General features: G+C 69.1%; 10 protein-coding genes. 8 read left to right on the top strand and 2 right to left on the bottom strand.

The annotated features are described in order from the left end of the window. Positions 1–53 precede the first annotated feature (53 nt). From DFS13_RS02865 to DFS13_RS02840, 6 genes are all read left to right on the top strand, one after another. Positions 54–1,175 carry a branched-chain amino acid ABC transporter substrate-binding protein gene (locus DFS13_RS02865; RefSeq protein WP_034202363.1) on the top strand — a complete coding sequence of 374 codons (1,122 nt, stop codon included), beginning with the start codon at positions 54–56 and terminating at the stop codon, positions 1,173–1,175. Positions 1,176–1,243: 68 nt separating this feature from the next. Further along, complete coding sequence (lhpH, locus tag DFS13_RS02860; RefSeq protein ID WP_006494886.1) at positions 1,244–2,251, top strand: trans-3-hydroxy-L-proline dehydratase; 1,008 nt, start codon at positions 1,244–1,246, stop codon at positions 2,249–2,251. A 185-nt stretch (positions 2,252–2,436) separates the two neighbouring features. Then, positions 2,437–5,016: a penicillin-binding protein 1A gene (locus tag DFS13_RS02855; RefSeq protein ID WP_111441350.1), complete on the top strand. Its 2,580-nt coding sequence runs from the start codon at positions 2,437–2,439 to the stop codon at positions 5,014–5,016. Between the two features lie 79 nt (positions 5,017–5,095). Beyond that, positions 5,096–5,974 carry a PilZ domain-containing protein gene (locus tag DFS13_RS02850; protein WP_034202361.1) on the top strand — a complete coding sequence of 293 codons (879 nt, stop codon included), beginning with the start codon at positions 5,096–5,098 and terminating at the stop codon, positions 5,972–5,974. Positions 5,975–6,199: 225 nt separating this feature from the next. After that, complete coding sequence (locus DFS13_RS02845) at positions 6,200–6,529, top strand: DUF4148 domain-containing protein (RefSeq protein WP_006494882.1); 330 nt, start codon at positions 6,200–6,202, stop codon at positions 6,527–6,529. Between the two features lie 367 nt (positions 6,530–6,896). Then, on the top strand, positions 6,897–7,301 hold the full coding sequence (locus tag DFS13_RS02840; RefSeq protein WP_006483706.1) for a lysozyme inhibitor LprI family protein: 405 nt from the start codon (positions 6,897–6,899) through the stop codon (positions 7,299–7,301). A gap of 40 nt (positions 7,302–7,341) precedes the next feature. Here the strand turns inward: DFS13_RS02840 and DFS13_RS02835 are convergent, their stop codons facing one another. Continuing rightward, on the bottom strand, positions 7,342–7,989 hold the full coding sequence (locus DFS13_RS02835) for a response regulator transcription factor (RefSeq protein ID WP_006483707.1): 648 nt from the start codon (positions 7,987–7,989) through the stop codon (positions 7,342–7,344). Continuing rightward, on the bottom strand, positions 7,986–10,088 hold the full coding sequence (locus DFS13_RS02830; protein WP_012493327.1) for a PAS domain-containing sensor histidine kinase: 2,103 nt from the start codon (positions 10,086–10,088) through the stop codon (positions 7,986–7,988). Before DFS13_RS02830 ends, DFS13_RS02835 begins: the two co-directional genes overlap by 4 nt. 319 nt (positions 10,089–10,407) lie before the next feature. On the opposite strand from DFS13_RS02830, the gene DFS13_RS02825 reads away from it, so the two are divergent. Together DFS13_RS02825 and DFS13_RS02820 are read left to right on the top strand one after the other, a co-directional pair. Beyond that, a complete protein-coding gene (locus DFS13_RS02825) occupies positions 10,408–10,878 on the top strand; it encodes a universal stress protein (protein WP_034202359.1) in 471 nt (156 codons plus the stop codon). A gap of 314 nt (positions 10,879–11,192) precedes the next feature. Continuing rightward, positions 11,193–11,699, top strand: coding sequence for a cupin domain-containing protein (locus DFS13_RS02820; RefSeq protein WP_006485821.1), 507 nt, complete (start codon positions 11,193–11,195; stop codon positions 11,697–11,699). Positions 11,700–11,727 lie beyond the last annotated feature (28 nt).

Below are 11,727 nucleotides of genomic sequence, written 5' to 3'. Positions count from 1 at the left end.
TGTGACCACGTGTGTCCTACATTGGTTTCACACAAAACCAATCAGGAGACATCATGCGACACTTCTTGACCGCGCTCTCGGTGGCTGTTGCCGCCGGCGCGCTGACTTCCGCGCACGCGCAGGAAGTCGTGATGATCGGCCATTCGGCGCCGCTCACCGGCCCGCAGGCCGCCAACGGCAAGGACAACGAAAACGGCGCGCGGCTCGCGGTGGACGAGCTCAACAAGGCCGGCATCAAGGTCGCCGGCAAGGCCGTCACGTTCAAACTGGTTTCCGAAGACGACCAGGCCGACCCGAAGGCCGGCGTGCAGGTCGCGCAGAATCTCGTCGACAAGGGCGTCGTCGCGGTGCTCGGGCCGTACAACTCGGGCGTCGCGATTCCGGCCTCGCGCGTGTATTCGACTGCCGGCGTGCCGATCCTGCCGGTCGCGTCGAACCCGGCGCTGACGAAGCAGGGCTTCAAGAACATCTTCCGGATCGGCGCGAGCGACGAGCAGCTCGGCGGCACGATGGCCACGTTCGCCGCGAAGACGCTGAACGCGAAAACCGCCGCCGTGATCGACGATCGCACCGCGTACGGGCAGGGCGTCGCCGAGCAGTTCATGAACGTCGCGAAGGCGAACGGCATCAAGATCGTCGACCAGGAATACACGAACTCGTCGGCCACCGATTTCCTCGGCATCCTCACCAAGATCAAGGCCAGCAACCCCGACGTGATCTTCCTCGGCGGCTATGCGGCGCAGGGCGCGCCGATGGCCAAGCAGATGAAGCAGCGGGGCTTGCGCGCGAAGCTGCTCGGCGGCGACGGCATCTGCTCGGCCGACATGGGCAAGGTCGCGGGCGAGGCCGCGTCGATCGTCTACTGCGCGCAGGGCGGGGTCGCGCTCGAGAAGACGGCGGCCGGCCGCGAATTCCTGAAGAAGTACCACGACGCCTATCACACCGATACGCAGGTCTATGGCGTCAACTACTACGACGGGATGAAGCTGCTCGCCGACGCGATGGTCAAGGCCGGCACGACCACCGACAAGGCGAAGCTGAGCGCGCAGCTCGCGAAGTCGAACTACGCGGGCGTCGCGGGCACCTATTCGTTCGACGCGAACGGCGACCTGAAAGGCGCGCCGACCACCGTCTACGTGATCCGCAACGGCCTGCCGGAACCGTACGCGAAGTAATTGCCGCATCGCCCGTCACCGGACGGCGGCCCGGCCGCCGTCCTTCGTTTCAACGCATTCGATCCGCCATGAAAATTTCCCGATCCCTGTCCACCGTCGAAGTGCACACCGGCGGCGAGGCGTTCCGCATCGTCACGAGCGGGCTGCCGCGCCTGCCCGGCGACACGATCGTCCAGCGCCGCGCGTGGCTCAAGGAGCACGCCGACGAGATCCGCCGCGCGCTGATGTTCGAACCGCGCGGCCATGCCGACATGTACGGCGGCTATCTGACCGAGCCGGTGTCGCCGAACGCCGATTTCGGCGTGATCTTCGTGCACAACGAAGGCTACAGCGACCATTGCGGTCACGGCGTGATCGCGCTGTCGACGGCGGCCGTCGAGCTCGGCTGGGTGCAGCGCACCGTGCCCGAGACGCGGGTCGGCATCGATGCGCCGTGCGGGTTCATCGAGGCGTTCGTCCAGTGGGACGGCGAGCACGCGGGGCCGGTGCGCTTCGTCAACGTGCCGTCGTTCATCTGGCAGCGCGACGTGTCGGTCGACACGCCGTCGTTCGGCACCGTGACCGGCGACATCGCTTATGGCGGCGCGTTTTATTTTTATGTCGACGGCGCGCCGTTCGACTTGCCGGTGCGCGAATCGGCGGTCGAGAAACTGATTCGCTTCGGCGCGGAAGTGAAGGCGGCCGCGAACGCGAAGTATCCGGTCGTCCATCCGGAGATCCCGGAAATCAACCATATCTACGGCACGATCATCGCGAACGCGCCGCGCCACGCGGGTTCGACGCAGGCGAACTGCTGCGTGTTCGCGGATCGCGAGGTCGACCGCTCGCCGACCGGCTCCGGCACCGGCGGGCGCGTCGCGCAGCTGTACCTGCGCGGGCTGCTCGCGGCGGGCGACACGCTCGTCAACGAATCGATCGTCGGCACGGTCTTCAAGGGGCGCGTGCTGCGCGAAACGACGGTCGGCGACATCCCGGCCGTGATCCCGGAAGTGGAAGGCAGCGCGCATGTCTGCGGGTTCGCGAACTGGATCGTCGACGAACGCGATCCGCTCACGTACGGGTTTCTCGTGCGCTGACCCGCAGCGTCGGTCGCGCCGCTGCCGCGTCCCCGTCGCGCGGCGTTCAGGTTGTCGTACCAGGTTTGGCGCGTCGCTCCGGTTGCGGGGCACGCGCCTTTTTTGCGTGAGCGTTGCGGCGAAACCGCACCGCGTGTGCCGGCGCAAGGCCGCCGCGGGCCGGCCGGCCGCGCGAGTTTGGTACGATGCAGCCTTTTCAGCCGAGCTCCACCCGCGTGAATCGCCGAAACGTGTCGTCAGTGCGTGCCTTGTGTGCCAGATGGGTCGCGCGCGCCCAACCCGTCGCGGCGGCCGCCGTCGCGCGGGCCAAGCCTCTCGCCGCCACCGCGTGGCACCATGTCCGCCACCCGACGCGCCGTGGCGTGCTGCTCACGGCCGCCGCCGTGCCGGCGCTGTTCGCGGGGTACGTGATCGTGCTCATCCCGTTCACGCCGGGGATCGGCGACATCCGCAAGGCACGCGTCGACCAGCCCGCGCAGGTGCTGTCCGCCGACGGCAAGCTGCTGGCCGAATTCAAGCCGTCGAACCGCGAATGGGTGCCGCTCAAGCAGATCTCGCCGCGCATGGTCGACGCGCTGATCGCGACCGAGGATCGCCGCTTCTACGAACACCACGGGCTGGACTGGAAGCGCACGGCGTCGGCCGCGCTGCATACGTTCTCGGGCAGCCGCCAGGGCGGCTCGACGATCACGCAGCAGCTCGCGCGCAACCTGTATCCGGACGAGATCGGCCGCGCGCCGACGCTCACGCGCAAGGTGAAGGAGGCGATCACCGCGCTGAAGATCGAGGCCGTCTACAGCAAGGACCAGATCCTCGAGACCTACCTGAACACGGTGCCGTTCCTGTACAACGCGTACGGCGTCGAGATGGCCGCGCGCACCTATTTCGACAAGTCGGCCGACGAACTCGACGTGCTCGACAGCGCGACGCTCGTCGGGATGCTGAAGGGCAACAGCTACTACAACCCGGTGCTGAACCCCGAGCGCGCGCTGCAGCGACGCAACACGGTGCTCGGCCAGATGGTCAAGTACGGCAAGCTGTCGCCGGCGCAGTTCGCGCAGTTGCAGCGCCGGCCGCTGCGCATCGACTTCGAGCGCCAGAAGGAGCCGCCCGGGCCGGCGCCGCATTTCGCGCAGCAGTTGCGCAAATGGCTGATCGCGTGGGCCGACCGCAACGACTACAACATCTACTCGGACGGGCTGATCGTGCGCACGACGATCGACTCGCGGCTCCAGCAGATGGCGACGCAGGCGCTCACGTTGCAGGGCAATCAGCTGCAGGGCATCGCGAACAACGCGTGGAGCGGCCGCGACGGCTGCGGCACCGACAACGAGGTGTTTCGCACCTTCATGCGTGAGTCGCCCGAGTACAAGGCCGCGCAGGAGGCCGGCAAGGACGACGCGGCCGCGATGAAGATGCTCGCGGCCGATCGCGGTTTCATGCATGCCTTGTGCAAGGCCAAGACCGACGTGCAGGCCGGCTTCCTCGCGATCGATCCGCGTGACGGGCAGATCCGCGCGTGGGTCGGCAGTCGCGACTTCACCCGCGAGCCGTTCGATCACGTCGCGCAGGCGCGGCGCCAGCCGGGCTCGACGTTCAAGCCGTTCGTCTATGGCGTCGCGTTCGCGAACGGGATGAAGCCGGAAGATACGTTCGTCGACCAGCCGGTCGAGATCCCGCTGAAGGGCGGCGAGATCTGGCGGCCGAACGACGACGTGCCGCCTACGGGCAAGCCGATGACGCTGCGCGACGCGGTCGCGCTGTCGCGCAACCGGATCACCGCGCAGGTGATGGAGAAGGTCGGGCCGGGCGCCGTCGCGCGGCTGGCGCGCGACATGGGCGTGCGCGAAAGCCCGCTCGAACGCGTGCCGTCGCTCGCGCTCGGCACGAGCCCGGTCACGCTGAAGGAAATGGTCGCGTCGTACGCGACGATCGCGAACGGCGGGCTGTACGTCGAGCCGCAGATGGTGACGCGCATCGAGAATCGCCAGGGCGAGGTGCTCGCCGAATACGCACCGGCGCCGCCCGAGCGCGCGCTCGACGCCGAAACCGACAAGACGCTGCTCGACGTGATGCGCGACGTCGTGACGCGCGGCACGGGCGGCAGCATCCGCACGCGGTTCGGCATCCGCGGCGACGTGGCCGGCAAGACCGGCACCACGCAGGACAACGCGGACGGCTGGTTCATCCTGATGCAGCCGGGCCTCGTCGCCGGCGCGTGGGTCGGATTCGACGACGGCCGCGTGACGCTGCGCAGCGATTACTGGGGGCAGGGCGCGCACAGCGCGCTGCCGATCGTCGGCGATTTCTTCCAGCGCGCGCAGCGCGCCCGGATCGTCGATACCAAGGCGAAATTCGATACCGAACCGTCGCCGGGCTGGTTCGCGTCGCTGCGCGAGCGCGCGACCGACCTGTTCGATACGTGGTTCCCGCCCGAGCCGAAGAAGGCGCCCACGCCGGTCAGGACGCAACGTATCGAGCGTCCGGCCGAGGTCGACGAGGGCGCGGCGTCGGCAGCCTCCACTGCGTCGGCGCCGGATGCCGCTTCCGGCGGCATCGTCGAGGAATGGGTGCCGGCGTCCGAAGTGGCCGCATCGGCCGCGGCGCTGTCGTCCGGCGCGTCGCAACCGCCTGCGCAGCCGCCGGCAGGCGCCAGTACGACGAGCGGAAGCAGCGCCGGTAGCGGCGCCGCGCCTTCCGCCGTGCCGACTCCGCCGCCGATGCCGGTGCCGGCCGCGCCCGATGCGACCGGCGCGTCGCAGTAACGAAGCCGTTCAGATTCCGCGCGATGCTGCCGTAATCAAGTTGTCACGACAGCTCGCGCGGTCGCTCCGCGCTTCTCCGATGCTGCTTTCCACCGATTACGTCGCGCTCGCACGCGACGATCTTTCCGCCGAGGTCCCGCTCGGCTTCGACCTCTACGACGCCGACGGCGCCGCGCTGCTGCCGGCCGGCACGACGCTGCGCGACCCGGCGCAGCACGCTTTCCTGTTCGACCATTTCCGCCCCGTGCGCCGGCGCGAGGACGCCGACACCGGTCCGCGCGGGTCCGCGACGGCGGCCGCGCCCGCCACGCGCATGGGCTTGTCGGCGGGCGCCGCGATCGGCATCCGCCGCCGGGTCGGCACGACGCGCGCGCTGCAGCGCTGCCGGCTGATCGGCGTCGGCGCGGCGGGTGCGCTGTTCGTCGAGCCGCAGCCCGCCACCGTGCTCGATTTCGCCCGCGGCGACGACGTCGAAGCAGTGGCGATCGGCCGGGCCGCGGTATCGCGTTTCGGCGCGACGGTGGAATCGGTGCAGGCGTCGGGCGCCGCGCCGTTCATGGTCCTGTCGCCGCCAGGGTTCGTCGACCGGCTGCGCACGCGCGCGGAGCCGCGCGTGCCGGTGCGCATCGCGGCCTGCTGCAGCGGCGGAGCGGAAGGGACGGAAGGCATCGGGGTGGTGCACGACATCAGCCTGAGCGGGCTGTCGATCGCCGTCGACCGGCCGATCGCGGCGACCGGCGAGCCGTTGCGCGTGCTGCTTCCGTACGAAACCGCCGGTCGCATCGAGCGGCTTGCGCTCGATGGCACCGTGCGGGCCGTGCATGCCGACCCGGCGCCGCCCGCGCTGACGCTCCATCATGCGGCGTTCGGCGACATCGATGCCGACGACCTGATTCGCCTCAAGGCGCTGCTGTTCGACAGGCAGATGGCGTCGGCGGATACCGATCGCCTGCGTTGAACGCGCGACCCGCGCGTGCCGGTTGCCGTATCGCGGCATTCGGTGCACGAACGCCGATAATCGTCTGACGAAACGACTTATTCCCGCTGGATTGTACGGTTTCGGTCAACAGTGAATTTGCGATTTAAGTATTTACCCTGATAGCCGCGCCTCCTAGACTTCTACTCATGCGCAACGACCTCGAGTCCGAAGCGCCTGACAAAACAATCCTGGAGGTAACGCATCATGAAATCGCTGATCAAGGCAGTTGCACTGGCCACCCTGGTGGCCGCACCGGTCGTCTCGTTCGCCCAATCGAACCAGCAGCCGCTGACCCGCGCGCAAGTGCGCGCCGAACTGGTCCAGCTCGAAAAGGCCGGCTACAACCCGAACGACTGGATCAACTACCCGGAAAACATCCAGGCCGCCCAGGCCAAGATCGCCGCCGCGCAGAATGCCGGCGCGCAAGCCGACGCCACCGGCTACGGTGCGAACCCGGTCGCGACGTCGCAGTCGGGCCAGCGTGCGGCCGTGCCGGCCGTGAGCGACCGCTCGTCGGTGTACTTCGGCCACTGAGCCGGCCGTTGCCGCGCGGCCCTCGCCGGCCGCGATTGAAGCCGTATCGAGAAAGCCTGCACGCGTATCGCGTGCAGGCTTTTTTGCGTCTTCTTCATTGGGCGGCCCGATGCACGAGGTCGGCCGAATCGGTCGCAGGATAGCCTGCGGCGCGCATGAGCGAAACGCCGGATGCCGATCGGCGCGGGATCCGCGCGATACCTTGGCGTGCATGATCACGTCACTCGCCGCGCCGCACCCCGCTGACAATCCGCCGCGCGTGCGCTAGCATCGCGGTCGATGTCGCCGCGGCGCGTGGCGCGGCCCATTCACACGGGGCGCAGCAGGGCGCCGGGTTCCACACTTCAACGAACGACAAGGAGCATCCATGCGTGTCTTGACCGGTCTGCTGGGCTCGCTGGCGCTGGTGGCGAGCGTCGCCCATGCGCAGGCGAATTGTGCGGACGCGACGGATCAGGCGACGATGACGGCGTGTGCCGATCGCGCGTACAAGAAATCCGACGGGGAACTGAACCGGACTTACCAGGCCGTCACCGCGCGCCTGCGCGACGCGCGGCCGCTTGCCGACAAGCTCGTGAATGCGCAGCGCGCGTGGATCGCGTACCGCGACGCCGAATGCCGTTTCTCGAGCGCGAATGCCGAGGACGGCAGTGCATACCCGATGGTCGTATCGACCTGTCTCGACGATCTGACGAAAGCGCGCACCGACACCCTGAAGGGCTATCTGTCCTGCGAGGAAGGCGACCTCGCGTGCCCGGTGCCCGCGAAGTAACGATCACGCGCGGGCCCGACCGGGCCTGCACGACGCCGGCTCAGACGTCGTCCGTCTCGTCGAGCAGCTTGTGCCGCATCGCGTAGCGCACGAGCGCCGCTTCGTGCGGCATCTGCATCTTTTCCAGGATCCGGGTCTTGTAGGTGCTGACCGTCTTCGCGCTCACGCACAGCGCATTCGCGATCTCGGTCAGCGTCTGGCCGGCGGCGATCCGCCGGAACACGTCGAATTCGCGGTCGGACAGCCGCTGGTGCGGCAGCGTTTCGGCCGGCTCGTTCAGGCTCTGCGCGAACTGCTCGGCCATCGCGAGGCTCACGTAGACACCGCCCGACGCCACTTTCGTGACCGCGCCGACCAGCTCCGCGCTCGCGCTTTCCTTCGTCAGATACCCCGACGCGCCCGCGCGGAACGCCCGCACCGCGTATTGCTGCTCCGCGTGCATGGTGAGCACCAGCACGCGCAGCGCGGGCTTTTCGTCCTTGATCTGCTTGATCAGCTCGACGCCGTTGCGGCCGGGCATCGACAGGTCGAGCACGAGCACCTGCGCGGGCGTCGCACGCACCAGCGCGATCGTCGACGGGCCGTCGCAGGCTTCGCCGGCCACCTCGAATCCGGTGGCGTTCTGGAGGATGTGCCGCAGACCGTCGCGTACGAGCGTATGGTCGTCGGCGATGAGCACCTTGATCATGTGATGAGCGTGTCCTGTTGAACGGTGGCGAGCGGAAAGGCGACGGTAATCGAGAAGCCGCGCGCGAGCGCGGTGTCGATCGTCACGGTGCCGCCCAGCATGTGGGCGCGTTCACGAATGCCGATCAGGCCGAACGATTTGTCCTCGTGGGCCGGGCCGCCGGGCGCCGCGCCGCGGCCGTTGTCCGCGACGCGCAGCACGCAAAAGCCTTCCTCGATGTCGAGCCGCAACGCCACGCGCGTCGCATCCGCATGGCGCGCGACGTTCGTCAGCGCTTCCTGGACGATACGGAACAGCGTGGTCGCGCCCGCGCTGGTGAATGTGAGGCCGCCGGTTTCGATGTGGCGCTCGACATCGATCCCGTAGCGGTTCGTGAAATCGTTCGCGAGCCATTCGATCGCGGGCACGAGGCCGAGATCGTCGAGCATCACCGGCCGCAGGTCGGCCGCGATGCGCCGCACCGACGCGACCGTCGCGTCGATCAGCCGCCGCATGCCTTGCAGATGCGTCTGCACGCCTTCATCGGGTTGCGCGCGCCCGGGCATCCGCAATTGCTGCTCGACGACCGACAGGTCCATCTTCAATGCGGTGAGCTGTTGCCCGAGGTCGTCGTGCAGTTCGCGCGCGATACGGGTCTTTTCCTCCTCGCGCACGTTCTGCAGGTTCGCGGACAATTCGCGCAATTCCTCGCGCGATTGCTTCAACGCATTCTCGGCCCGTTGCCGCTCGGTGATGTCGCGCAGCATCACCGTATACAGCTTGCCCGACGCGTCGCGGATCTGCGAGATCGACGCTTCGATCGGGAATTCCTCGCCGTTGGCCCGCAGCCCGAACAGCACGCGCTGGCGGCCCATCTGCCGCTCAGACACGCCCGTCACGCCGAACTGGTCGACGTGCTTCGCGTGCGCGGCGCGGAACCGTTCGGGAATGAAGCGCGACAGCGGCGCGCCGATCGCTTCCATCGCGGACACGCCGAACACCTGTTCGGCCATCGGGTTGAAGATCACCACCGTCTGCTTCTCGTCGATCGTGATGATCGCTTCCATCGACGAACGGATGATGCCCATCATCCGCGCCTCGTTGAGGATGCCGCGGCTGCTTGCACCGGCGTCGGCGCGCCCGCGCAGCAACGCATGGACGAGCGCCGCGAACGCGAACGACGCGATCAGCCCGGCGGCGAGCACGGTGCCGGCCGCGCGCTGCGCGCCGGTCGCGCTCGGCCGGCCGTCCGCGGAATAGGCGAGCGTCAGCGCGGTGCCGCCGAAATTCAGCACATCGGTGCGCCGCATCAGGTCGGGTGACGCCGATGCTTCGTCGGTCGTCGTCTCGACGCTGGCGATCGCGCGCGCATCGCCGCCGGCGGTCATCCACAGGTCGATTCCGCGCTCCGCATCGAGCGCCCGCTCGATCAGGCGCCGCGGGCTCAGCGCCGCGAACAGCATCCCGTCGGCGCCGCCTTCCCGCGTGCCGGAGGGCTTGGCGGCCGCCAGCGGCGAAGACGCCACGGGCAGGAACAGCGTCAGGGTACGGGCGTCGCGGGAAGTGTCGTCGTCGGCAGGGTGAACCCCGAGCGCGATATCGCCGGTGCGCAGCGCGCGCGTGAGCGGCGCCGCGTCGGACGCACCGAAGCGCACGACCGGCGAGTTCGAGACGGGCGCGCTGAGCGTCGCAGCCGCGAGCGGATCGGCCGGCAACGGCTTCGCGCCGGCCAGCGCGGCGCGCGCCGCGGGCGTCAGCGGCGCATAGCCGATCTGCCGGACCGGCGAGCGGCCGCTGTCGAGATCGAGCGTCTCCGCATACCGGCGCCATTGGCCGGGCGTCATGTCCGGGACGAGGCCGAACGCGCCGCGCGCGCCTTCGAGCACGGCGACACCGGCCTGCAGTTCGTGGCGCAGCATCGCGGTCACGTGCGACGTGCGGCGTTCGAAACGCGTGTGAACGGCGCCTTGCCACTGCTCGCGCACCAGCAGCGCGACGCCGAGCGACAGCACGGCGCCCGCGCACAGGGCGACGACGCCGGCCGCGAACGGCTGGCGTAACATGGTCTGGAGGCGCGTGGGCCCTCGGGCGTCACGCGTCGGGGTTCCACTGGCGGTCATTCGATGGCCATTCTGTTATTCGGGCTACCCGGGGCACTCGGGCAGCGCGGCAAAACCGGGAAAACTCGCACCGGCTGCGTGCAACGACTATTTTCAAGATGAAATTGTGCGCGTTTTACACATTTTTTGTAATGGGGTCGGTTGAAATTGCGGCAAACGGCGTGGGGCAGCGGGCGCGCGAGGCGCGCTTGACGCGCGTCAACGCGCGCGTCGGCACGTGGGGCAGACTGTTCGGCAGACAAGCCGGCGCCGGGCCGGCTTGCGGTAACGGGTCGTGGCGGCGCAGTGCGCGACGCGCGCCCGGTCGGAGGGACGGACCATGTACAAGCGGATTTTCGTCGGGCTCGACGGCAGCCCGAGCGCGCGTCTCGCGCTGAACGAGGCGATCCGGATCGCGACGGCGTCCGGCGGCGAAGTGACTTGTGCGTACGTCGTCGAGCATCGGCCGCAGCTCGTCGACGTCGACGCCGGCTTCGCGGCCGAGCGCGACGGCGATGCCGCCGCGGCCGATGCCGCGACGCCGGTGCTCGACGATGCGAAAGCGGCGCTCGCGCGGCAGCATGTGCGCGGCACGGTGCGCGCGCTCGACGCGTACGGCGAGGACATCGCGACGGTGCTGATGCGCACGGCGGCCGAAGCCGACGCCGATCTGATCGTGATGGGCACGAGCGGGCGACACGGCCTGCGCAGGCTGTTGCTCGGCAGCGTGGCGGAATCGTTGCTGCGCGCGGCCGACCGGCCCGTGCTGCTGGTGCGGCATGGCGAGGCGGGGGCGTCGGCGGCCGCATGATCGACGACGGGCGGTACGGCGGCCGACGCGGCGCACACATCCGCGGTCGGCCGAGCGCCGCGCGCCGGGCCGGCCGTCGGCGCGAGCGATCCGGCGCGCGGCGCCGCACTGCCGATACGCTCGCCGGTGCGCGATTGCGCGTCGACGGTTGCATCCCGGCACGCAGTTCTGGCAGCATCGGCCGGTGTCCGCTCGATCGCCGCGCGCATGGCCGCGGCGATCGACGCAGGGACATCCGGCGGCATCCGAGCGCGTAAATCGAGATCGGGCAGGCCGCCGGATGCCGGTTTCCTACCTTACCGACGTCATCTGCCATGCCGATTTCCGCGCCCGACCTGATTCGCCAGTTCGACCTGCAGCCGCATCCCGAAGGCGGCTATTTCCGTGAAACCTACCGCGCGACCGATTCGGTCGTGCGTCCGGCCGACGGCGCGCCCCGTGCCGCGTCGACCGCGATCTACTACCTGCTGTGCGACGGCGCGTATTCGTCGTGGCACCGCATCCGCTCCGACGAGGTCTGGCATTTCTATGCGGGCGACCCGATCGAAGTGTGGGTACTCGACGCGCGCGACGGGTTGACGATCCACCGGCTCGGCAATCCGCTCACGCATCCCGGCACCGTGTTCCAGGCGGTCGTGCCGGCCGGAAGCTGGTTCGGCGCGCGCTGCGCGTCGCCGCAGCACGTCGCGCTCGTCGGCTGCACGGTTGCGCCGGGGTTCGAGTTCGCGGAATTCGAGCTGGCCGATGCGGCCGCGCTGGCGGCCGAGTTTCCCGACTACGCGGAACACGTCGCCCAGCTCGCGCAGCGCTCCGACGCGTGACTGTCACGGGCGCGTCACGCCCGGCGCA

The organism is Burkholderia sp. 28_3, assembly GCF_003253915.1.
Taxonomy (GTDB): domain Bacteria; phylum Pseudomonadota; class Gammaproteobacteria; order Burkholderiales; family Burkholderiaceae; genus Burkholderia; species Burkholderia cenocepacia.
Note: the sequence above shows the minus strand (reverse complement) of the source record. Positions and strands in the feature narration are given on the sequence as shown.

Excerpts from the sequence above, each read along its gene's own strand:
- DFS13_RS02850 (WP_034202361.1), top strand. The coding sequence starts at position 5,096 with ATGCTGCTTTCCACCGATTACGTCGCGCTCGCACGCGACGATCTTTCC.
- DFS13_RS02840 (WP_006483706.1), top strand. The coding sequence starts at position 6,897 with ATGCGTGTCTTGACCGGTCTGCTGGGCTCGCTGGCGCTGGTGGCGAGC.
- lhpH (WP_006494886.1), top strand. The coding sequence starts at position 1,244 with ATGAAAATTTCCCGATCCCTGTCCACCGTCGAAGTGCACACCGGCGGC.
- DFS13_RS02865 (WP_034202363.1), top strand. The coding sequence starts at position 54 with ATGCGACACTTCTTGACCGCGCTCTCGGTGGCTGTTGCCGCCGGCGCG.
- DFS13_RS02835 (WP_006483707.1), bottom strand. The coding sequence starts at position 7,989 with ATGATCAAGGTGCTCATCGCCGACGACCATACGCTCGTACGCGACGGT.
- DFS13_RS02845 (WP_006494882.1), top strand. The coding sequence starts at position 6,200 with ATGAAATCGCTGATCAAGGCAGTTGCACTGGCCACCCTGGTGGCCGCA.
- DFS13_RS02830 (WP_012493327.1), bottom strand. The coding sequence starts at position 10,088 with ATGACCGCCAGTGGAACCCCGACGCGTGACGCCCGAGGGCCCACGCGC.
- DFS13_RS02820 (WP_006485821.1), top strand. The coding sequence starts at position 11,193 with ATGCCGATTTCCGCGCCCGACCTGATTCGCCAGTTCGACCTGCAGCCG.
- DFS13_RS02855 (WP_111441350.1), top strand. The coding sequence starts at position 2,437 with ATGCAGCCTTTTCAGCCGAGCTCCACCCGCGTGAATCGCCGAAACGTG.
- DFS13_RS02825 (WP_034202359.1), top strand. The coding sequence starts at position 10,408 with ATGTACAAGCGGATTTTCGTCGGGCTCGACGGCAGCCCGAGCGCGCGT.